General features: G+C 35.7%; 21 protein-coding genes. 1 reads left to right on the top strand and 20 read right to left on the bottom strand.

Features of this window, described 5'->3' with window-relative positions; all coding sequences use genetic code 11:
* Positions 1 to 676: 676 nt before the first annotated feature.
* From ACOI1C_RS18860 to ACOI1C_RS18785, 16 genes are all read right to left on the bottom strand, one after another.
* Complete coding sequence (locus tag ACOI1C_RS18860) at positions 677 to 1636, bottom strand: ATP-grasp domain-containing protein (RefSeq protein WP_422512133.1); 960 nt, start codon at positions 1634 to 1636, stop codon at positions 677 to 679.
* Entirely contained in the window at positions 1633 to 2952 is a 1320-nt protein-coding gene (locus ACOI1C_RS18855; RefSeq protein WP_422512132.1) for a diaminopimelate decarboxylase, read from the bottom strand. Before ACOI1C_RS18855 ends, ACOI1C_RS18860 begins: the two co-directional genes overlap by 4 nt.
* Before the next feature lie 303 nt (positions 2953 to 3255).
* Complete coding sequence (locus ACOI1C_RS18850; protein WP_422512131.1) at positions 3256 to 5232, bottom strand: right-handed parallel beta-helix repeat-containing protein; 1977 nt, start codon at positions 5230 to 5232, stop codon at positions 3256 to 3258.
* Positions 5233 to 5265: 33 nt separating this feature from the next.
* Entirely contained in the window at positions 5266 to 6228 is a 963-nt protein-coding gene (locus ACOI1C_RS18845) for a beta-1,6-N-acetylglucosaminyltransferase (protein WP_422512130.1), read from the bottom strand.
* A 47-nt stretch (positions 6229 to 6275) separates the two neighbouring features.
* Complete coding sequence (locus ACOI1C_RS18840) at positions 6276 to 7115, bottom strand: glycosyltransferase family 2 protein (RefSeq protein WP_422512129.1); 840 nt, start codon at positions 7113 to 7115, stop codon at positions 6276 to 6278.
* 15 nt (positions 7116 to 7130) lie between these two features.
* Complete coding sequence (locus ACOI1C_RS18835) at positions 7131 to 8273, bottom strand: glycosyltransferase family 4 protein (protein ID WP_422512128.1); 1143 nt, start codon at positions 8271 to 8273, stop codon at positions 7131 to 7133.
* An 84-nt stretch (positions 8274 to 8357) separates the two neighbouring features.
* A complete protein-coding gene (gene murJ, locus ACOI1C_RS18830; RefSeq protein ID WP_422512127.1) occupies positions 8358 to 9896 on the bottom strand; it encodes a murein biosynthesis integral membrane protein MurJ in 1539 nt (512 codons plus the stop codon).
* A 14-nt stretch (positions 9897 to 9910) separates the two neighbouring features.
* On the bottom strand, positions 9911 to 10996 hold the full coding sequence (locus ACOI1C_RS18825; protein ID WP_422512126.1) for a hypothetical protein: 1086 nt from the start codon (positions 10994 to 10996) through the stop codon (positions 9911 to 9913).
* Positions 10962 to 12302, bottom strand: coding sequence for an O-antigen ligase family protein (locus ACOI1C_RS18820; RefSeq protein ID WP_422512125.1), 1341 nt, complete (start codon positions 12300 to 12302; stop codon positions 10962 to 10964). Before ACOI1C_RS18820 ends, ACOI1C_RS18825 begins: the two co-directional genes overlap by 35 nt.
* 163 nt (positions 12303 to 12465) lie before the next feature.
* A complete protein-coding gene (locus ACOI1C_RS18815; protein WP_422512124.1) occupies positions 12466 to 13242 on the bottom strand; it encodes a tyrosine-protein phosphatase in 777 nt (258 codons plus the stop codon).
* A 17-nt stretch (positions 13243 to 13259) separates the two neighbouring features.
* Positions 13260 to 13949, bottom strand: a complete 690-nt coding sequence (locus ACOI1C_RS18810; protein ID WP_422512123.1) for a CpsD/CapB family tyrosine-protein kinase — start codon at positions 13947 to 13949, stop codon at positions 13260 to 13262.
* Entirely contained in the window at positions 13939 to 14667 is a 729-nt protein-coding gene (locus tag ACOI1C_RS18805) for a YveK family protein (RefSeq protein WP_422512122.1), read from the bottom strand. The genes ACOI1C_RS18810 and ACOI1C_RS18805 overlap by 11 nt, the downstream gene beginning before the upstream one ends.
* A gap of 20 nt (positions 14668 to 14687) precedes the next feature.
* Positions 14688 to 15872 (bottom strand): DegT/DnrJ/EryC1/StrS family aminotransferase, encoded by a 1185-nt coding sequence (locus tag ACOI1C_RS18800; protein WP_422512121.1) that lies wholly within the window; start codon positions 15870 to 15872, stop codon positions 14688 to 14690.
* A complete protein-coding gene (locus ACOI1C_RS18795; protein ID WP_422512120.1) occupies positions 15869 to 16474 on the bottom strand; it encodes a sugar transferase in 606 nt (201 codons plus the stop codon). The genes ACOI1C_RS18800 and ACOI1C_RS18795 overlap by 4 nt, the downstream gene beginning before the upstream one ends.
* Before the next feature lie 96 nt (positions 16475 to 16570).
* A complete protein-coding gene (locus tag ACOI1C_RS18790; RefSeq protein WP_422512119.1) occupies positions 16571 to 18397 on the bottom strand; it encodes a polysaccharide biosynthesis protein in 1827 nt (608 codons plus the stop codon).
* 449 nt (positions 18398 to 18846) lie between these two features.
* Positions 18847 to 19476: a TVP38/TMEM64 family protein gene (locus tag ACOI1C_RS18785; RefSeq protein WP_422512118.1), complete on the bottom strand. Its 630-nt coding sequence runs from the start codon at positions 19474 to 19476 to the stop codon at positions 18847 to 18849.
* Between the two features lie 210 nt (positions 19477 to 19686).
* Between ACOI1C_RS18785 and ACOI1C_RS18780 the strand changes: the two genes are divergently transcribed.
* Positions 19687 to 20295, top strand: a complete 609-nt coding sequence (locus ACOI1C_RS18780) for a class D sortase (protein WP_422512117.1) — start codon at positions 19687 to 19689, stop codon at positions 20293 to 20295.
* A gap of 205 nt (positions 20296 to 20500) precedes the next feature.
* Here ACOI1C_RS18780 and ACOI1C_RS18775 read toward each other — a convergent pair whose 3' ends face one another.
* From ACOI1C_RS18775 to tapA, 4 genes are all read right to left on the bottom strand, one after another.
* On the bottom strand, positions 20501 to 21091 hold the full coding sequence (locus ACOI1C_RS18775; protein WP_422512116.1) for a TasA family protein: 591 nt from the start codon (positions 21089 to 21091) through the stop codon (positions 20501 to 20503).
* A 70-nt stretch (positions 21092 to 21161) separates the two neighbouring features.
* On the bottom strand, positions 21162 to 21965 hold the full coding sequence (locus tag ACOI1C_RS18770) for a TasA family protein (RefSeq protein WP_422512115.1): 804 nt from the start codon (positions 21963 to 21965) through the stop codon (positions 21162 to 21164).
* A 90-nt stretch (positions 21966 to 22055) separates the two neighbouring features.
* A complete protein-coding gene (sipW, locus tag ACOI1C_RS18765; RefSeq protein WP_422512114.1) occupies positions 22056 to 22631 on the bottom strand; it encodes a signal peptidase I SipW in 576 nt (191 codons plus the stop codon).
* A gap of 23 nt (positions 22632 to 22654) precedes the next feature.
* On the bottom strand, positions 22655 to 23824 hold the full coding sequence (gene tapA, locus ACOI1C_RS18760) for an amyloid fiber anchoring/assembly protein TapA (RefSeq protein ID WP_422512135.1): 1170 nt from the start codon (positions 23822 to 23824) through the stop codon (positions 22655 to 22657).
* Between the last annotated feature and the right edge of the window lie 45 nt (positions 23825 to 23869).

Here is a 23869-nt window from a genome sequence, read left to right as displayed (position 1 = left end):
ACAAATGACCTTTTCCTTTTTATATTTGTAGAGCCGACATCTTTAGTGACTATTATAATATAGTCATTAAAGATGTCGGCTCTTCTATTGAAAATTCTACGCCAGAAAATGTGACCAATTTTTCCCCTATGACGACATTAGGTCTGGCTCCAAACACGATGGTGCATGGATCAGATAAGTAGGGTAGGAAAGAGGCTGTGTTAAAGAATAGTGTTGATTTATTAGCACTGTTGATTGAAGTGGAAGGACACGAGACTCCTCAAAAATGCTAACGCATTTCCTTCGTGCGGTGCGGATTCATAGAAGCATATTCAAAGTCCTGCGGGAGAAGCGGGACAGGTGAGGCTCACCGCCCGCCCCGCGAAAAGCGAGTGTCCTGTAACGAAAATCAACAGCAAAGTTTAACAGAGCCTTTCATAATTGCTATAATACTTGTTCCTCATTGTATGCAGGTATCAATATTGTAACCTGTTTCATTTAAACTGCTCCTTCATTTTGTTCTACTTTAGTATTATCCTATCTAAAATAGTATCAGCCACTTTATAATATTTGTAAACTTCATTCTAGAAGATTACCATTTGAATTGTTTTGCTTTAACGTAAGTATCGTCAGAAGAGCCTTCCTTAAACCATGTCGGCGTTTACGTTGCTAGCCAATTCGGGCTTTAGTGGGTATATTATATCAAAATAAACGAATCATACTTTATCAGAGTTGTTCCTTCTTGATAATCCATTTCGCTTGTATTATTCTTATTTCCATTAATATTATTAATAATATAGTTCACAAAATTCTCTCCTGCTTCATACGCGTGCAAATATCCTCCTCCGAATCTTGGATTGATTTCAGAGATTACATATCCTTCTTCTGTCTTAAAACAATCAATATCAATAGGCCCGATTGGCTGGAGTTTACGGACAAGCCGTTCAATAAGTTCCTGTAATGCTTGGTCTTTGATTGAAACGGACTTATCTGTTTCACCAGCTCTCATTCTGATCTTTCTTTTTTGGAAAATGGAGATTACTTCTTTGGAGATGAGATCCACATAGCAATCAACCCCGTATTCTTCACCTTTTATAAAGGGCTGGACAACTAAATCTTCAGAATCGACTTTTAAACGCTCAAGTTCTTGTACAGTATGAATCATTGTGATGCCAATACTTGCACTTCCCTTTTTAGGTTTTATAATTAAGGGGAATTTCAGTGTGTTAATCTTAACTAACTCCATGACCTTATTAATATCTGTATATGTCGGTACCGCTGGTAAGTTGTGTTCTAGTAAGAACAAATGAGTTAAATACTTATCAAAGCAAGTTTCTACAACATCCTCCTCAGATACAATTACCGTTACACCTTCTATCTCAAACTCATCCTTGTGCTTTGCTAGTAAGGTTAATTCAGGATCAATTAAGGAAAGAATTGCACTTATTTTATATTCCCGACAAAGATGTTTGACCACAGATATATACTCTGGATGGTCAATTCGTGGTACGATTTCATGTTCATCCGCTGAATACAAAGCAGGGGCTGTTGAGTCACAGTCAATGGCTACAACCTTTCCTTTTTCTTCGCGAAGGGCCTTTTTAAAATACTCTACTAGTTTAACTCGTCGGCCAACACTACAAATTAAGATATTCATAGTTCCCCCTCTTTGAGAAAACAATAAAGTTCCTCATTAAAAAACTGCCTAAAAGTTTCTCTTTTCCGAGTCATGAAGACCTTATTCCCATCAATGGCTATGATGCATGGTCGTTCTTTTATAAATGGGGGATTGAAAACAATTGTATAAGCTCCGACGTTCTCAAAGATAATGTAATCCCCTCTTTGAGGAAGTTGATCCAAGATGTCATGCGCTAAATAGTCTTTTTCCATACAAGTATAACCGACAATATGAAAAAATTGCTGCGTACATTGATTCTCCTTTTGTCTCACGATTCGCATCGGAAGATTTCTTTTGTGCATCGTTGGTTTTATATTGTGAACACTACCGTCCACTAGGACAAAATGTTGTTTTTGAATCCTTTTGCTTTCAATCACTTTAGATACAAAGCTAAATACGTTTGCTACCATTGAAATACCAGGTTCAATAATTAAAAAGGGGCTACCTGGATGATTACCAAATTCGGCAGTCATGACAGAACCGATAGCTTCTGCATATTCTTCAAAAGTAGGGGCTTGAATGCCAAATGATTCAGGGATTTCCCCGTACATCCCTCCACCTACGTCGATATACTCGACACTAGAAGGAATTAGTTCCTTTGCCAATTTGCAAAGGGTGTTAGTAATCTTTCGATAAATCTCCACACTTCTAGTTTTAGTAGAAAAATGGCCATGAAATCCAACTACTTGAACATTCTGAGACTCTAATAGATCCTTTAATGCTCTCGCTAGACTTCCATTTTCCACGCAGAAACCAAATCTACTAATCTCATACCCCTCTTGATGAGGGCTAACTCCGTCCTGTGTTAAATCAAAATTGACCCTTAACCCTATTTTAATTTGTTCATATGAATGCATTTGAGCATATTCTTTCACAAAATCTAATTCATAAAAAGAATCTAAGTTTACTATACTTCTATTCTTTAAAGCAGTATGAATATCTTCTCTTCTTTTAATGGGACCATTAAAGATAATTTTTGTTGGGTCTTCCCCGATTTTAATCGCTAAATCGTATTCAAGTCTCGAGACCACCTCTGCATATGCACCTAAAGAGGATAGCTCCTTACATAAATACGGCAAGTAATTTGTTTTATAAGAATAGCCAATTAAAAGATTTGGGTATTGTTTTTTGAAGGCTGTCTCCATTTTTCGATAGTTGGTTCTTAGTTGACTCACATTTAAAAAATAAAATGAGGACCCAAACTTTGTTTCTAATTCAGAAATAGCGTTATAATCTAGTTTCCCATCTGACAAAAGCATTGTTTTTTCATTTTCGGTTTCGAGTAAGCGTCCCAACTTTCATCCTCCTTAAACTTCTTCGTAACTTGCAATTTAACTTCCCATTAATTTCATTTTTACTACTAGGTTCTGTTAAAGAACAGTGTTACTATTTTTAGTAGAGTTGATTCTAGTGGCAGGACGCGAGACTCCTGCGGGAGAACGGGTCACGGGAGACCCGACAGGCGTATGCGCCGAGGAGGCTCCCGAACTCACCCGCGGCGGAAAGCGAGTATCCTAACGAAAATCAACAACAAGATTTAACATAGCTTAATAATAAAAACATTAATTACTGCTGTGTAAAGAATTGCTTATTTCACTTTAATAATTATTGTTAGAAACAAATTTCTGCAAAGCATCTGGAACAGTAATAAAGTTTCGATTATTTTTTATCAATGTATTATCCCTTATCAACACGCCTTTAATTAGATTAGCTTCACGATCCAGTTCGATTGCTGCTCCGGTTATGTTCCCATCTCCTCTATCAGTAGTACTTGATATATAGTTTCCTGTAATCTGTAATCCTTTTAAAGAACCATTACCAATCTCAGTCAGGTAGATTCCTCTTTTTCCCCTTGAAATCACATTATTCCTTATACTAATGTTAGACATTGGACGCCCTTCGTGTACATAAATAAAGACACCTGATGAATCGTTCATGCTATTCTTATCGATGACAACTTGTTGTACCGGGCCCATGATGAAAGTCGAAAATCCATCTATGTTGGAAAACTTATTTTCCATTACTGTTACATCACTTATTTTTCGATCTACATACGAGTCATAATCAAAATAAACTCCAGTCTCGTACTCACTAAAAGTATTCCTTTTTACATCAACGTTTAAAATATCTTCTGATGCGAATAATTGAATTCCTTTATCGCTTCCAGAACCGAAAAACTGATTATTAGTAACTTTTATATTTTCTGCACCCTCCTCAATGACAATTCCTTTTTTAGAAGTATGAAAGGTATTTTCCTCAATCAATGTGTTAGAGGAGATTAGATTTCCTTTCAAGCTCCCTTCTATACGTATACCGTCTTCCCCAGTAATCTTGTTATTGTAAATAGAGACTTTCTCATTTTTTCTCCATACATGAATATGCTTAACATTAACGGTATTGTCATAAATTCTTACTCCTGAGGTATCAACAATGCGAATAAATCCAAATGGACAGGTCACATTATTTTTATAAAACTCTATCCCTTGATAGAAATATCCCGAACCCCCAACACCCGCTCCTTCTGAATCTGCTCCAGTAAGAAGTATACAATACCCTTTAGTGTTTGAATCAATGGTGTTACCCGTAATTTTCGCATCATAATATTGGATCTCTTCCCAAGGTTCAAAGTGTATTCCTGGACGACCTGTTTGAGAATTGATTATATTGTTAAGGATTCTTACATGATTCACTTGTTCTATAACAATCTGTGACCGTTGGTTTTCCTCAATTATATTATTAGCGATAACAACATAGTTGCTAGTTTGTTTAGAACCAGAGACGGAGATTCCATCACCAACAGCATTAATTAATCTATTATTCTCAATAACAACATAATCGCTATCGTAAACAAAAACACAATGCATATGTTCACTACCGTTAGGATGGTTCTGATAGTTTCCATCACATGTAAGTGATTGAACCTTTGTGTTACTTTCCATTGTAATTAACCGTGTTTGTTCATTTGAGGCATGGTCATTAAGTTTTAAAATAACCCTATCTCGATTTTCTCCTACTAAATTAACCTTGCTTTTTAAAAAAATGGGGTGCAAATCATATGTCCCAGCAGGGATGAATAAATCCCCTCCACCCTGTTCAGCAAGATAGTCAATAGCATTTTGAAAAGAACTCGTGTCATCATGAAGTCCATCTCCATACGCACCAAAATCCTTTACACTTAACTGAAGATAATCATTTGTTACAGAAATAGTAATACTTTCTCTAATTCCCCGGTAACGTACTGTTATCTTTGCTGTACCGTTTTTTTTCCCAGTTACAACCCCAGCCGAATCTACCGTTACAACATTGATATCGGAAGATGAAAAATGACTCATGTCATTAACATTCTTCTTATCTCCATTTTTATATTGGGTTGTTACGAAAATAAGGCGTTTCTCTTTACTTCTTAAATCAATTTTTTTTGAGTCTACCGTGATGGATAATAGATCAGAATTTGAATTTTTTCCAAGTTTCGTATAACCTAAAACAGTTAAACCTATGAGAATTAATACAACAACTATAAATAGAAATATCATTTTACGCTTTCGCTTTCCTCTAGTTATATTTTTTATTATCATTTTATCTTCCCAACACCAATAATCATGACTTAACTATATTTGGTTTTTAATTGAAACATTACTTTTCGAATAAACCTTATATTGTCTGATTTTCCTACCGGAACTAAAGTCAACTTTTGACGTAAAATATTGAACAACAAATGAGTCTTTAGACTCATCAAACTTCCTAGCAAAAAACTGATTCGAAACCTCCATCATGGGTATATCTTCCCTTGTTAGATCTTGAGGAGAATTCCTTTCACTAAGTGTTTCACCCCATTTAAAAGCATATAAATTGTTATTGATTACAGCTTTACGGTAGGGTGAATTCATAATAAGTGTTTGGAAGAAACTCTCGTCCGGAACCAGTGTATTTTTAAAATAACGGTAATACCATTCATTTCCCTCTAGAAATTCCAATATGTAACTAGCGGCACTATATGGAATGGAAAACCATTGAGAACCTTTATAGAAAGAGATTTCTTTTGGCCATTTTTTCATATTGGGTAAAAGATTCAATCTTCTTCTATAAAGAGTAAGTAACATTCTTCTATAAACTCTAATCGGATGAGCAGTCGTATATCTTCTTCTGGTGATCTTAGGCCAGTATAACCTCATTAGTCCTAGTTCATTTCTTTCCATCAAACGAAAAGTCATAAATATATTTCTCTGATGGTCTTCTAGAAACTCCCTAAACCCTTCCTTTATAAGTAAATCTTGACCACTTCTTAAACATATGAAATCGTACTCTCTTTCTGTTGCAACAACTGCTTTAAGTAATAAAAGTGTAGTATCAACTTGACTTATATCTCCCCATTCGCAATCAATGGACTCATCAAGAGTTATAACATTTGGTCCTGTAATAATTTTTCCACTCAAATGTTCCCTGGATTTTTTATCAATATGAATAAATACATCCGCTTTGTCCCCTGAAATAAGTTGATGTACAAATTTATTTACTTGCTCGGGGTTTTTATGAATTTGTAAAATAAAGGCAGTACGCAATGGTGAACTCATTTATCTTCTGCCCCTTTCTTCAATCTAGTTCATTTCCAAGGTTCTTATTAGGTATTATCAATTTTATTAGAGGTGAAAATGTCTTTTTGTTGATTGGCTTTCCATATATGGTATTTCCTAAGTGCCCGTCTAGGAATGAGCATCACTAACAAGGGTTTCATAGCAAAAACTCTTTTGTAATATGGAATGTTCAAACGTCTACATGCATCTAACCTTGCAATTGTTTCCGTTATTCTAAACTTTCTACTTTTCCGATTATAAGAGTATTTGTCCTCTCTAAAATAAATCAGAGGCTCCTGTATATTATGGAGAATGAACTCCTTTTCAAAAAATTTCAACCATAAATCATAATCCTCTAGCCTTTGTTTCGTTATCCAATTATCAGAATAACCCTTAACCTCATGTAATTTTTCACTCTTCATGATAACTGTAGGATGGATAAAAGGTGCTCCAACTACCATTGTTAGTTTATTGGGATTCCGGATAAGTTTCCTTATCCCCCAAACTCCATCATGGTCGAACAAATACGCCCATGAACCACATGCGTCACATTCATGTGTGTTCATATAACGTACTTGTTTTTCAATTCTATCCTCAACCATAAGGTCGTCTCCATCGTGCCTCATGATATAGTCACCTGAACAATGCTCTAAGCATTGATTCAATGTTCTGGATAAACCTACATTATGTTGATTTTTTATTACCTTCAATCTTGAGTTATTTCGTGCAAATCTCTGTGCAATTTCAAGGGTACGGTCAGTGGATCCGTCATCACAAATAATAAGTTCCCAATTTTGATAGGACTGTTTTTCAATAGATTGTAAGGTTTGAGCTAGCGTAACCTCGCTATTATAAACCCCCATGATAATAGATACCTTGGTATTCATCTTTTCACCACCATATTAAGATGACTTTAATTTAATTGATTGCTTCTCATATACTTCCTTCATCTCAAGCAATACTTGTTTAAGAGCAAACTTCTGAACTTTCTGCACGTTTCTTTCTGCAAAAACTTGTCTTAAATCGTTTGATAGATAGAGCTTCTCGATTCCATTTGCTAATACAACTAAATCATCTACTCCAACAATAAAACCATTTTCACCATTATTAACGAGATCCCTATTTCCTCTGCAATCTGTCACAACTACCGGTAACCCGGTTGCCATTGCCTCCATCACATTAACTGGTAACCCCTCCTGCCTTGAGGTTGAAATAGCAACATCTGCAATCGTCATTAAATGGTGGACATCCTTCCGATAGCCTAAAAACTCAACTTTATTTTCTAACCCAAGTGTCATAACTAACTCTTTATATTCGGGTAACTTTTCTCCATCTCCAACAAGTAACAGCCTTATCTGCAAAATCTCATCCTTTAAATGACTAATAGCCTCTATTAGTAGATCTTGATGTTTACGATAGCTAAGTTCTCCTACATAGATTAAGATAAAATCTGATTGGTCATATCCATATTCAGCTCGTAACCTTTCTTTTTTTTCTTTTGTTTGTGGGAGGAATGTATGAAAATCTAGTCCAACTCCATGAACCTTAAAAACGGAATTCTCACTCCGAAATTTTATATTTTGAGCTGCTTTATAGTCTTCATCATTCATGGTAATAACCGTATCTGTCCATCTTGCTGCCAATTTCTCAAGAGTATAATAAAGAAACCAATTGACTTTGGGAGCTCCTTTATAAAAATGAAAGCCATGGGCTGTATAGAAGACCTTCACATTTTTAATATTTCTACAAGCAAGTCGAGTTATGAAGGATGCGACAGGAGTATGTACATGGACCATCTCGTACCTTTCATGTAAGACAATATCCTTTATTTTTTTATACGCCGTTACATTCTCTCTCTTCAAGGGACTCCGTTGGAATTCAACTTGATGAATGTTACATCCTAGTTGAAACAGTTCCTGATTGACCTCCTGAACAATATTACATGCGAGATTAACCTCATTTCCCTGCTCAATAAGGAACTTAATATGTGGAATGAGAAAAGCATTAACTGTATTTGAAATCGTCGTTACATATAATATTTTCATTTCTGCTCCTTACCATCTATTGTCTTGTAAATAAAGCCGTCCATTTTTCTTACGACCTTTTCATCGTTTTATAATGAAAGTTTATTAGACAACCTGCTTTACCTTATCTCCAGATCCCGATTTTCTTCGATAGCGGAGTACAATGGTTTGAACCTCTTTAATATTCAAGATTAGAATCAACCCAATGTAGACGATCAGTCCAAAGAAAATAGATAAAACCAAAGCCATAATTGAACTCAAATGATTTTGTAATAAGGCATAGCTAAAAAAGCTCACCCCCCCCATCGCAATGGTTGCTATACAGGTTTTACTTAAGCTTAAGATATTAGATTTCATATCAAAGCTTCCAATTCTTTTTCTAAGTTGGTTCCACAGCAAAAATGAACAAAAGAGTACAGATATGCTTGTTGCTAATGCTATTCCACCAACTCCCAAGTAACGAAAAAGTACGAAGTTTAAAATAATATTGAGAACCATTGATAAAGTAGCATTTATTGTTGGTGTTTTTGTATCTTGTAAGGAGTAAAAAACATTTGAGAAAAGCTCCCTATAACTCATTCCAATGATTCCAATCGAATAGAAAAATAAGGCACTTGATGTCATGGCAACCGCCTGTGCATTAAATTCACCTCTTCCATACAAAAGTAGAATAATTTCCTCTGGGAACAGCAAATAAATAACAGTTGCAGGGAGAATAAAAATAGGAATGAAATTAACGGCATGAGATAAATATTTATGGATTCCTTGTAGGTTATTCTCTGATGCCATCTTGGAAATTTTAGGATATAAAACAGAGGTGATAGAGTTAACAATGACTCCTAACACTACCAGATTAATGGTAGTTGCATAGTTTAATGCCGATACTCCCCCTGCTGCAATGTAAGAGGCTAACGTACGATCAATTAATAGATTAATCTGAGTAACAGAGGAACCTATAATCACAGGAAATGCCAGGATCATCATTTTTTTTATATGAATATCATTTACATCAAAGCGAAATTGAAAGCGATATTTCTTTTTATAACTAAAAGCCAAGAGTAACAGAAACTGAGAGAGTGTAGCGACAACACTCCCTATTGCCAGTGCGTAAATATTTGTCTGTTTACTTACAATAAATGAGCCAATGACAATGAAATTGGCAGGAATCCCCATCAATGCTGGGATGATAAAAAAATTCTTTACCTGTAAATAGGCAGTATATACATAAATAAGTCCACTAAAAAATAACCCTAATAATGAAATTCTTGTAAATACGATGGCTAACTCAAGTGTCTGACCACTAAACCCAGAGGCAAAGAGTTTTACAATTGGTTCTGTAAAGAATATTCCAATTATAAAGATTCCTCCGCATATGATAAGGACAAAATTTGCTAAATTATTTGTATAATGCTCTGCCCTTTCTTGACTCTCAAGTAACTCGACACGAGTATACATGGGGACAAATCCAGTGTAAATTCCCTTGCCGACAATAGCGATTATGATAGTAGGGATGGTTAAAGAAATTATATACACATCACTTATGTTGGAGGCGCCGTAAAAGAAGGATAAACTAATATCCCTCATAAAACCGGATAATTTTGATAAGATTCCTATGATTATCAACACCACGACTGTTTTTTTCATACAATCTCCTAAATCTACTGTTCTAATGTTTCCACTAACCTTTTATATTGTAGAAAATAAACTTGTTGGTCTGCCTCGCTAAAATGGACAAGTCGCTCTTTAAAGAAATTTAAAAAGAAAAGGTGGAAGTAATCCATTCTATATTTACTAGCAAAAGTTAAATAAAATAAAGAAAAAATACGTTTGAAATGCTGGTCATAGTCTCCGTTTACATAACTATTAATCAACTCAAACCGGTTTTTCATGTACACATCTAGCCACATCATCATAAAGAAATCATAGAAGAAAGTGAACTCGTTTGAAAATTCCCAATCAATATATTTCACTTGGTTCGTCTTTCCTTTTACTAATAATGTATTGGCTGCCCAAAGGTCCCCATGTAATGTAAGAACAGGAATCTCTAATTCCAGTAGGTCAGGATTGATTTTATTCTTAATGAAATTAACTTCTTCACGATTTGGTAAAGTATTTATTATATCTATTGCCGTTGTGAAAGAATAAACTCGTTTTGATAAACATTCGTTGAAGTAATAAAATGATCGAATAAAAATATCCTCCATTACAAATTGTAAATCCTCTTCCTTCCATTGATTGACTGGATGAAAGGAGATGAGTTCTTCTATCGTGGTCAATTGTTGATCATCTGCCCAAATAATCGTTGGCATGGGAAAATATTCCCTAAAAAGATCATGATCCGTTAGGACAGTATGATATCCTTTTTTGTCAAGATATATAGTTAATACTTTATTGTTTTCTAAATCAAAAATTTTCCTATCCCTATATCCATTAGCACTTCCGAATGGTAAGTAAACTTGTCCTATAAACTCTTGAGTGTGTAAGTCACTTCGTGATATAGACAGAGCTTTTCGAAATATCGTCTGCTTTAGTAAGTAAATTAACCAAAGTTTGCTTCTTTTTTTATACTCACTTTCTTGAAGAACCATAGAGGCCCGATCTTTTATTACAGGATCCTTTCTCCTTATATATTTGATAGATTTATCAAATTCATATAAACCTGCAGCCATATAATGAGCACTTTCATGAAAAGCATGGACGACTTCCCTTTTACCTTTTAAATAGCGGAATACCTTTGCTAGCATTTATTTCCCTCCCTTTTCCTTCCTTTATTCCGCCCGTTACAAACCATTTATGTGATGGACTCGACCTCAAGGAATATACTAAGGCTCCTAAAAATAACCATAACATTCTTCCATTATTTAAAGAAATCGCTATGGATCCGATTAATAGAATGACAATGATGTCTCGTAAGATGAGGTTCATGACCGAAGTCTGATTAAATGAAGCTGTTGCTTTAGCAAGAGCAAAAAGAACAAAGGAAAAGAAAGCAATAGCAAACGGAAGCCCCCATTCCGCAGACAATTGTAAGAAGGTGTTATGGGCAACGTTATCATAAAGAAACAGCTCAGCTGCTAAAGAAGTATAGGTGCCAATCCCTACTCCAACGACCGGAGAGGATTGAATGACTTTTAGAGCCGTTACCCAGGTTGCCTCTCTACCAGAACCACTCTCGGAAATGGCTGCGGTAAAATCAGTAAACAAATGATACACTCGACCAGATGAAGGAATAGTGGCAGCCAAGCTATTTAATAATTGTTGTACTATATTAATAAACACTGGAAAAAGCAAAAGAATAAATGTAATCAGCATGAGGTGAGAAACAAGTACGATTAGTTTTTTTCTTGTTAAAAATAGATATTCAAGCACTCTCAATAGGAAATAACACCCTAAAGTAATAAGACCGGTCTTTGAACCAGATATTAAAACAGATAAAATAATAATGGTTATTGCCAAATATTTTAAATTAAACCGAATGGCTTTTACCCTTGTAAAATAAACCAGAGCCGTAACCTGTAAAACGGAATAATAATTGGGATCAAGCATGAGTCCACGATATCTACTTCCCGCAAAAAACAGCATTTCTCTAAAAAGACCTGTATATACAAACGTAAGAACAATCCCTACAAAGCCTATAAAAATACCAAAAAAAGAATACCATTGAACCGTCTTATCTAAAAAGTTTAAATTTGATAGGTTATATCCGAGCAAAAAATAACCAAAGATCGCTAACAGCTTAAGATAATCACTTATAATTGCTGCAGGATATGGGCTAAAATCAAATCTTATTGGTATATAAAAGGAGGCTGTAACGATGACTAGAATTGACAAGACAAGAAAGCATAAAAGGGGACTAATAGGAATAATAAATTGCTTTGTTATAATTAAATAACCCATAAGAACAATACAAAATAAATCCGCAATTGATAGGTTAATACCTAAAATGACACCTGATTGATGCATAAAAATAGCTGTACCGAAAAGCATTCCTGTAAAAAGAAGACTCTTTTGGTTACTATAAAAGTTGTCCATTTCGAGTGAATGTATCATCTATTCCCTTCACCACCCTTCATTCCACCAAGTTACGAAAAGTGCAGGCTTCTTGTTTTACCCCTATAAGTACTAGAGGCAACAGCAACCATGAAGCTAGCCTCCGTCATAATGGACAGCAGCTCTTTTCGGGTCTAGACACTAGCGTTAAATACTATACTTTTTATAGATATAGATGGAAAAATCCTAAAGATCTTTTCCTGATTGGAATAGGCTCTTCGATTTGTAGACTGTCTCCCATCATTAAAAAGTGGGAATTTTCTTTTAAATAATAGGTAGTTGCAATCCCAAATTTTGATGTAATCTGATCGTATGCTTTAGTTAGAGCAAATCCCCTTGAACTTATATTGTGGGCATCTGTTGCAATGAAATGGGCTATCCTATGCTCAATTAGCTTCTCTGATAAAGATTTCGAGTTCTTTCCAAACCTACCTAAAATACTCCCAGCCGTAATCTGTGTTAATGCCCCCATCTTTACGAGCTCATATAAAAGGGAAGGATCTTCTTGGAACATCTTATTCCTTTCAGGATGAACAATAATCGGTGTGATCCCTTTAATCAGAATTTCATAAACAATCTCCAAGGTATAGCTAGGAACTTTACCTGAGAGTAGTTCTATGAGGAGATAATTACCTTGATTATCAAGTGTTAGCACTTCTTCTTTTTCAATTGACCAAAAAATATCTCTGTGAATTTTCAATTCCTGACCAGCAAGAAGAATAAGTGGAATTTTCTCTTGCTGTAGAAGTTGATTTGCTTTGCCGACACCTTCTAAAATCTGTTGCTTTACATTTTCATAAATTCCATTCCGATGATGAGGAGTAGCAAAAACATGTGAGATACCATCTTGGACTGCAGCGTTTGCCATTTCTAAAAACCCCTGTTTCTCTTTAGGACCATCGTCCATCCCAGGCAAAATGTGACAATGTATATCTATCATGTTTTAATCCACTCCCCTTATCCGTAGTGACCGTAGTACCCGCTCATTTTCTCTTCTACTCCGTTGATGACGACCCCTAACACCTGAGAACCCGCTTTTTCGAGTAACTCCTTCGCCTTTAATGCCCTAATTTTATGGGTCTTTCCACTTCGGATAACCATCACAACTCCGTCACACTTGCTTGCAATCGTCTGCGAATCCGTTACAGCCAATATAGGTGGCGAATCATAAATTACATAGTCATAACTCTCTTTTAATTCTTCCATCAACATATTCATGGCTTGAGAATCAAGTAGTTCAGATGGATTTGGGGGAATTGGCCCACTCGGTAGAATATCTAAATTAGATATAGTCGTTCTATTAATTGCCATTTCAAGACTCGAATCCTTCGTTAGAACGCTCGTAATTCCGTCTATATTGCTGATAAAAAAAGCATAATGGAGAGTAGGCCTCCTTAAATCCCCATCCACAAGCAAAACCTTTCTTCCATTTTGTGCAAGTACGATTGCTAGATTGGCAGCAGTTGTCGACTTTCCATCCCCTGACTCAGCAGAAGTGACAACGATCGATTTTATGACTTTATCTACTGATGAAAATGAAATATTATTTCGGATCAATCGATACTGTTCCGTAATAGGTGACTTTGGATTTATATTTGCGACTAATTGAATGTTTCTCGTTTTTGAGCTTTTACCTCTAGGAATCAACAGCTCTCCCCCTCACCCCATGCATTCCTTCTTTTGATCCTTTACCTAGATGGATTTCTTGAACAGAACCTAAAACTGGAAGACCTAAATAAGAATGAACGTCATTTTCATTTTTTAATGAATGATCCATAACTTCTCTAAGTAAAGCTAATACCACCCCTATCATGAAACCTACTACAATGGTAATAGTTATATTAAAAGCTAAGCTAGGCTTTACTGGGGTCGGATTTTCTCTTACTTCTGCTTTTGAAATAATACTGACGTTATCAACATTCATCATTTTTGGAATTTCAATTTGAAATGTTTCCGATATGGTATTGGCAATCTCCACTGCCCTAACTGCACTTGGATCCTCAACTGTTATCGAAAATACCTGTGAATTTTCTTGACTACTGATGGTAACTTTCTGGTACAACTCTTCAATGCTTTGTGAAAGACCTAAATCATCTATCACTTTTCCCAAAATAGCAGGGCTTTTGATAATGACACTATATGTTTTAATGAGCTCGATATTGTCACTTAATTGACTCAAGTCTATCTGAGTTTCTGACGTTTTTTGATTGACTAATAGTAAGGTTGTTCCTTGGTAGATAGGGGTAAGTAAAAAAAAAGTTATACACCCACCGATTACTGGCGCAATGAACGTAAATAGTAAGATTATCTTCCATCTTTTCTTTAGCTTCATGAACAACTCTACTAAACTAACAGTTTCGTTCATAGAATCCTCCAAATCATGACTTATATGTCTCTTAGATCAAAATTGCAACTTTTACTTAGTATTTTTTTTACACAATGAATGACTCTCTCCTGATCTTCCATTGTCATATTCGATCCCGAAGGCAAACAAAGGCCTTGATCAAACAGAGTTTCAGAAACATTTTCTCCTTCGTCGTGAGTGAAAATTAGATTATTTTCAAATAGCGGTTGTAAATGCATGGGCTTCCACACTGGTCTCACTTCAATATTTTCCTCTTCCAGCGCCAATACTAGATCCCTATTAGAAATCCCTACTATCTCTTCATTAATGGTTATGACAGTCAGCCATCTATTAGATAGCGTATCGCTCAGTTCTGGCATAAACCCAAGTCCTGGAATACCCGATAGATGTTGCTCATAGGTTTGATAAATATTTCTCCGTTCATGAACTCTTTGACATAATACTTGTAATTGGCCTCTCCCAATCCCTGCCGAAATATTGCTAAGTCCGTAGTTATAACCAACCTGACTATGCTGGTAATGAATGGCTGGATCCTTAGCTTGTGCTGCTAGGAACCTTGCCTTGGCTAAAGCATCCAAATCATTAGAAACCAACATACCACCACCCGAAGTTGTGATAATTTTATTTCCATTAAACGAATACACCCCTAAAGCCCCCATTGATCCGCTCGCTTTTCCTTTATACAAAGAACCTAGTGACTCTGCAGCATCTTCAATAATGGGAACCTGATAGGCATCACATAGTTCCATCAGTTCATCCATCCTAGCCGGTTGACCATATAGGTGAACAATGATCACCGCCTTTGGAAGTTTATTTATTTTGACGGCTTGGTGAAACGCACTTTCTAATGCTTGTGGAGACATGTTCCAAGTGGATGGTTCTGAATCAATAAAAACAGGCGAGGCTCCTTGATAGAGAATTGGATTGGTGGAACCGACAAAGGTTAGACTCGAGCAGAAGACAACATCATCTTTTTTCACGCCTAATACAGAAAGGGCCAAGTGAATTGCTGCCGTACATGAACTCAGGGCGACAGCTCCCTTGACACCTACTAAGTTTGCTATTTCTCTTTCAAACTCAACAATATTCCTTCCTATTGGTGAAACCCAGTTAGTTTCAAATGCTTCATTGACATACTGCATTTCAGCACCACTTAAATGGGGTGAAGAAAGATAGATCCTTTTATTAGCTGTCTTATTTATCAACTTTTACACCCTCTCTTTGGATATTGGGTAGCTCCTTCGAAATCAGGCTCATGGATAGTTATATCTTCTGAACGAACCACCTTTATCAGTGTTAAGTAAAGAATCTTCAAATCTAAAAGTAGTGATTGGTTCTCGACATACCAAATATCAAAATGAAATTTTTCTTCCCACGTGATGGCATTTCTACCATTTACTTGAGCCCAGCCTGTAATTCCCGGTTTCACTTGATGCCTTCTTGCTTGTTCTTCCGTATATAAGGGAAGGTACTGCATCAATAATGGTCTTGGCCCAACCAAACTTAATTCCCCCTTGAGGACATTAATTAATTGAGGCAATTCATCTAAGCTAGTTTTTCTTAAAAAATAGCCAAAGGTTGTCAACCTCAACGAATCTGGTAAAGACTTTCCTTCACTATCCTTCAAATCTTTCATACTACGAAACTTATAAAGATAAAACGGCCGCTCATTTAAACCAGGTCTCTTTTGTTTGAATATGATTGGAGAACCAAGCTCGTATTTGATTAAAGTGGGAATGATGATAAAAAATGGCGAAAGAATGATTAATAAACATAGTGAAGCAAGTATATCTATTATTCTTTTCATCTTATTTAACCACCCATTAATTTATACTTCTCATTCTCTGTTCTAATTACCATTCTCAATAGGTAAAAAAGGAATTAAATCTAGCTGAACTTACGGTTAAACAGAAATCGTTAAAGGCTGCTTATTTTGTCCCTTTCGGTTTGCAATCAACAGCAGATTTTCTCGTAGTTCTGCTTTATCCATTTTAGAGAATATTTTAAGGAGCTCTTCAATTTCATGTATATATAAATCAGAGGTTTTACCAATATAAATTTTGGGGTATATTTGCTCAGGGTAGACTTCATCTTCCTTTAACAACTCTTCATATAATTTCTCACCAGGCCTGATCCCTGAATATTCAATCCTTATCTCATCAACCGAATGACCGGATAGCTTAATAAGGTTGCTTGCAAGATCGACTATTTTGACTGGATCACCCATATCTAAAACAAAAATCTCCCCACCTCTTGCTAATGCTCCTGCCTGAATTACCAGCCGGGAAGCCTCTGGTATTGTCATAAAATAACGAACCATATCGGGATGAGTGACAGTGATCGGTCCTCCTCTATCAATTTGTTGTTTAAATAAGGGAATAACACTCCCACGACTACCGAGGACATTTCCAAAGCGGACCGCAACAAACCTTGTTTTACTTTTCTGATCCATTTCTTGAATAATCATTTCTGCCAGTCGCTTTGTTGCGCCCATGACACTCGTTGGATTTACAGCTTTATCTGTTGAAACCATAACAAACGTTTTGACCCCATACCTACTGGAAGCCTTTGCCACAATCATTGTTCCTATCACGTTGTTTTTCACAGCTTCCTCCGGATTCCTTTCCATTAGCGGCACGTGTTTGTGCGCAGCTGCATGGTAAACTACATCTGGTCTATACAACTCCATGACAAATTCCATCTTGGTTGCATCCTTCATATCCGATATCTCTGTAATAAACTCAATTTCCATATGACCAAAGCTATCTTTCAACTCTAATTCAATGGAGTAAATACTGTTTTCTCCGTGCCCTAGAAGGACCATTCGTGCTGGATGAAACGGAGCAATTTGCCTACAAATCTCAGAACCTATTGATCCACCAGCTCCTGTAACTAGAACAGTCTTTCCTTCAACATATTCCGATATACTGTCTATATTCAGCTGAATAGGCTCCCTTCCCAATAAATCCTCTACTTTCACATCACGAAACTCACTAACCGATACCTTTCCTGTTACCAAGTCCTCTAGCATCGGCAAAATTTTTGTTTCAACCTTTGTTTTCACGCACTCTTGAAAAATTCTATTTATTTCGTTTCGACGAAGTGAAGGAATTGCAATGACAATATTTTCGATGTTCAGCTGTTCAACGATCGTCGCAAGGTGAGAAATGCCTCCAACAACAGGGATTCCCAAGATGTCTAGCCTTTGCTTTCTTGTATCATCATCAATAAATCCCACTGGCAAAAGATTGGCTTCTTTATTTTTCAAGAGCTGCCTCGTAATCATTCTCCCTGCTGAACCCGCTCCTATGATTAACGTTTTCTTTTTATTTAGCCCTTCTTTCATGGAAGGATCTCGATACAATCTAAAATAAAACCGTGATCCTCCAATAAGGGTAATTTGAAGCATCCATGTTACAGTTAACAGTCGAAAAGAAACTTCTTGAATCAAGATTTGTTGAATGAATGCCCCTGCAACAATTGAAGCTGTTACGACTTTAACAATAACCAGAAGCTCTCCAGTACTCGCATATTCCCATGCTTTTTTATATAAATGAAATGTTAATGAAAAGATATGATGACTCACTAGGATAGCAATGGACATTACAAGTATCTCAAAGGTAAATACATGTATATTAGCGGCCACCAGAAAATAGCTAATAAATATTGCTGTTAACACAATGCAGGAGTCCACAAATATAAATAATGATAACCTTTGTTTATAGGTCATGTCTGTTCACCTTACAAGCACCCCATTCTATCAATCTCCATAGAACCTTAAGTCTTCTGATTCCCTTTAATGAAAGGTTCCCCAACCCACAATATAACCGAGTGCCTTCATTGATAATGGTAAGAAGACATCACCAAGTCTTTATAATTAATTGACTCCATGTTCTTTTTTGACTAATGAACTGCTAATTGATACATCCTTCACTTGATTTGAACTTTATTAAGAACGTGAATAGAGAATTAAGTAATTACTCCAATTATTATTGATTGATCATACTTATTTTGAAGTATGGTCTAGTACCAAAGTATCGGTTGTTCTTTATAAAGAATTCTTATTGACAATAATAATATGATTAGGGTGTTTTGTAAATATAAATCTCAACTATTGTTCTTTAAATTGAACGACAAGGTTCGTCATTTGTAGAACATCAGTAGCCAAGATTTATAGTTTTAGTACTTCACAACTGAAATTTGCTGCTTTCGTTTGGAATACCAGGTTGCTAACGCCATAATCATGACAATATATAAGCCGAAAATCAGAAATGATAATAGCTTGCTTTCTTCAAAGAAGCTACCTGCAACTGTATAGATTGTTACAGCAGGCAGTTTTCCAAGTAATGATGCGGATATAAAGGTGAACCAGCGAACCGAGCTAATGGCCGAAATTATATTTACAAGTGGAGACGGGACAATTGGAATAATGCGAAGGAGCAAAACCCCCATAAAAGCTCTTGTTGTAAAATAATGCTCATACTCCTCAGTTTTGGGATATTTATCTAATTTCCTCTTAGCCCAATCCTTAAAGCCATATCTCGTCATCCAAAACATTAAAGATGTTCCAAGAAAGATACCTAATAAAGATGCCCCCACTCCATTCCACACTCCAAGAGTTGAACCAAGCAAACCTGCTAGCATAGGATAGGGAACGACCGGAAAGAACACGAGCAAGGCAACAAATACTACAGCAACCGGTATGACCATCCTTGTATCAGACTCGATCCATTGAAAAAGCGTATCTTTATAAATAAATCCTAATAGAATAATAATGATTGCTAATAACGCTGAGGATATTTGTTTCATACAGTCTCCTTTTGAAAAAGTTCTATTCAGTTTGTTCTTTATTTAAGACTTTCTAGTGTGAATAACTAACCAATTATTTTATAATATAATTATATGTTCTTTAAAAAGAACATTCAAGGGATTTATGTTCTTTCCACTATTTCTTATAACCGTACGTATGAATCATCGCAACTTGTCTATAAATGAATAAGACCAGAAAGGAGAACGACTATGTTTAAATTCTTTTCTATTACACTAATTGCCGCAGGACTCATACTCACTGGATACGGAGGTTATCAATACTTTAGTGGTGAAAAGCAAGTATATGAAAGTATGGCTGAAGCTAAAAGTATACTTATGAATGCTGAAGAGAAAGTCATACAAACTATGCAAAATCAGGAGTCTAGTTCAACAACCAATGTAGTAAAGTTTTCACCAGAAAAAGGAGAGGTTGTTGGCATCCTATCTATTCCTAGTATTAACTTAGAAACTCCGATAATAGAAGGAACCGACGAAGACGAACTTGAAAAAGGAGTCGGCCACTTTGCAGGCAGCGCCTACCCTACCCAAAACGACCAAATTGTCTTATCCGGACATCGTGATACTGTATTTAGGAAAATGAAAGATATTGAGATTGGGGATATTATTACGGTTAAACTACCTTACGGAGATTTTTCATATAAGATTGAGAGTACGAAGATTGTAGATGCAGAAGACCGAACGATTATTAAATCAACTGCGCCAGATGAGGTGTTAGTGGTGAGTACATGTTATCCGTTTAATTTTGTAGGGGATGCACCGGAGAGATTTGTAGTGTTTGCTAGTCCGGTAGTGGAATAGACAGATATATTCGACCTTGGTTTATATAGCTAAGGTCTTTGTTTTTCTCTAGTTATTTAAGTACAACGTAGATACGTAGTTATGAATACATGTCGCTAATCAAATTGTATTGATGAGTCAAAGTCCCCTCGTTCCACATTCCTACATTATGCATACAGAAAAATAAAAGACCTTGGTTTTCATCAATTTATCCAACCAGGGTCTTTTATGTTTTATCAATATTTTGTTTTCTTTTTCTTTGGTATTGATAGAGAAACAATCCTCCAACTAACAAAACTGATCCACCAATCATATAGTTGAACATATCCGTAGCAGTCTCTGGTAATACACCACCTACAGGCACATCACCTTCAACATAGAGATCAATCTTGAAATCTACTTCCATTCCTTGAAACTCATTTCCAACTGCCATTGGTAGCTCTAAATGAAAAGTTAACTGTTCTTGTGAATTACTTTTCAATAATCTTGGTGCTATCTCTATAAACTTATACAACTTATCCTGAAACAAAATCCCCTTGGAGTCTTTAACGGTAAGATCAAATTGCTTGTAGAAGATTTCAGATCCTTTTAAATAAGTACTATTCGTATTGTATCTAAAATCACTTGAGCCATTATTATTTATAACCAAATTTCGAGTTATAGAATCTCCCGGTTTTATATTACTTAAATCAAATAAAACCTTTTGAGGGTCAGTAGCAAGGTCAATGACTGGGATACTATTTGAATTTGTATTTCCTAACACTGTCAATGGATTAATTATTAATAGTATCAAAAATGTTAAAGTTATAAACCTCATATTAAGTGCTCCCCATTTTATTAAATATATAGAAAAGGTGGAAAATCCACCTTTTCTACTAATATTTCAATTAGTCATTTTGATCATCAGTGTGCTTTGCAACTCCAACAGTTCTTGGATTTGGCATGTCTTTTCCATCAGCTGAGTTTTGAACACCGTTGTTTACATCTCCGTTACCGTGGTTAGTATCAACATGTACTCCATCCCACTGAGTTGCTTCAAGGTTGAAGAAGAAGTCAACTTTGTCACCTTGGTATTTGTTCTGTACATATTCACCTTCGACTTTAGTATCGTCGTTTTTAAATGTAATCTGGATAAATACATCGTCAACATCAGCTGGGCTTACAGGGATACCAGTTCTTCCATCAGTACCTGCAGCAATTGATGCCAAGTTAATTTTTCCATCCACAACGTAAGCACTAACAATTTCACTAGTATCTCCATTTACTAAATCTAATAATGTAAAGTCTTTTGATGTTATTACGTTTTGACTCGGTTGCCATTTGTTAGTTTCAGAATCTACTTTCATAAAGTCAACTTTAAATTGAGATAAAAATTCTGCCTGTGTTGAAGTTAAAGTTCCATCTACAAAGTTTGCTGCAGTTGCATCTAACAGAACTTCTTTAATAGCAAGTGATCCTGCATTGTTAAGTTTAAAGATACGTTGAATGTAATCTCCAGGTTTAAGGTTTGCTAAGTCAAAGCTAATTGGCTTGTTTCCACTTTTACCTACTACAAGATCTAAGGTCCCAGCTGCAAAATGGTTGTTAATAGTTGCTGTATCGTTAAATGCTGCCCAAGTTCCCCCACCAACTAATGATAATCCTAATGCTGCAGATACTACTCCTAAACCTAATTTCTTCTTAATGCTCATTTTTCTTCCTCCTTGGTTTCTCCCTCTAATTTTTGAGGTATGTAATTTTATATATTGAATCCTTATGTTGTCATAAGGAGTACAACCTAATTAAGCAGTCTTTTGAGGTGTAGATTCTTTGGTCTTTCGATCAATTTCTCTTAATGCACTCATTATTGAGATGACTGAATACCCTAATAATAGAACACCAGGTATTATCAGTAGCATTGCAGTTCCTTTACTAGATTTAGCAAAATCAATAAAGTATCCTAGAAACGGTATTGTAAAACCTGTATATTTACCTATCACATTTTGTGATAGTACTGGTTGAGTATCTAAATTTTGATTGTTATCACCTTTTGTTTGATATAACACATGATCACCTTGATTAATTACATCAGTGATTCTATGTGTAACTACATTTCCATCTGCTTGAAGAAAGGTAATAACATCTTTCTTCGCTAATTTGATTGAGTCATCCATCGGCTTAATTGCAATTATTGATCCCGTTTTAAAGGTTGGTTCCATTGAACCTGATAAAACTGTCTTAAGTTGATATCCAAATACCTGAGGTTCTCCCCCCGAAGCTTTTGACGAGATTACTAGAAATATCATCATAAGTAATAATCCAAATAACATTACTGTAAGAGAATTACTTAGAATTTTAATTACTTTTTTTGTATTCATCACACACCATCCTTCTATTTGACTTACTCAACTGTGATCGTTGTACCAGTGGATTTATTATTGTCTGTATCAACAGTTATTACTTTAAATGTCTTAGCAGAATCATCATTCTTTGCTTCAAAATCTAATATATTTCCTTCTTTAAGAAGTTCATTAGTCCCATCTTCTTTTACTAGATAGAGCTCAACTTTATTAAAGTCAGAATCTGTTGGATTTGACCATGTTAATAGAATTTTACCGCTAGCTCCTTTTGTCCTGTTGCCAACTAAATTGGAAACTTCGTTGGGTGGTGTTTGATCTATAACTTCAACAGGCTGCTCACTAGTCATTACAGTGATAGTTACTCCTTGTGATTCATTATTAGTTGAATCAACCGTCGTAATTTTAAATGTGTATTCTGTTGATGGTTCTAGATTTTCAACTACATATTTACCGTCTATAATCTGACTCTTAATTGGAGCACTTTCTCCACTTCTATAAACATTCACATAACTGAAATCAGTATCTGTAGGATTAGACCATGTTAAAGTAATTGTATTGGTTGTATGTTGCTCTTCTATGTTGACCTCAGCTGGAGGAACATTATCTTCATCACCACCACTAGTTTCCGAACAATCTCCAATTACAATTTCCTCACTCCATAATTGTCCTGTGCCTGGATGATCTGGCCTTTGATAGGCTTTTACCATGAATATCCCACTCTTCATTGGTTCATATAGGATATTAAACGTTTCTCCAGAATCAAGTTTAGGTACTTCACCCTCTGCTACTTTTTCCCCATTTTTCGGATTTCCACTCTCAATCCAATAGACTTCATATTTTACTGATCCTTCCATGGGCCGTGAATCTTTACCATTTTGTATATATGCAATAACCCTTGGACAGATTTGTGCTTCAGCAGAACTTAGAACCTTAGTAGCTATTTTCTGTTCTTGTTCAATTCCTATAAATTCTAACGAGCTTTTATCCCATTGTAATGCTTGTATTGGTTCACAATTTTCATTAGTCCCCTCAAAATCCGGACATACTCCTATATGAAGACCAATTGATTCGATGTCGTTAAAGTAAGCTCCGGTATCAGAAGTTAGATACATAACTGTATTTAGTGAGACATACCAGATTGCTACTATTTGAACAGCAATCCAAAGTTTCCTCCCATTTTTCCCATATTTAATTGATCTTGAGTTTCGAATAAGTATCCCTCCCCGGGTCGCTCTCTTTAATATATACTTGACGTT

Source organism: Bacillus sp. DJP31 (genome assembly GCF_049310945.1).
GTDB lineage: Bacteria > Bacillota > Bacilli > Bacillales > SA4 > Bacillus_BS.
Note: the sequence above shows the minus strand (reverse complement) of the source record. Positions and strands in the feature narration are given on the sequence as shown.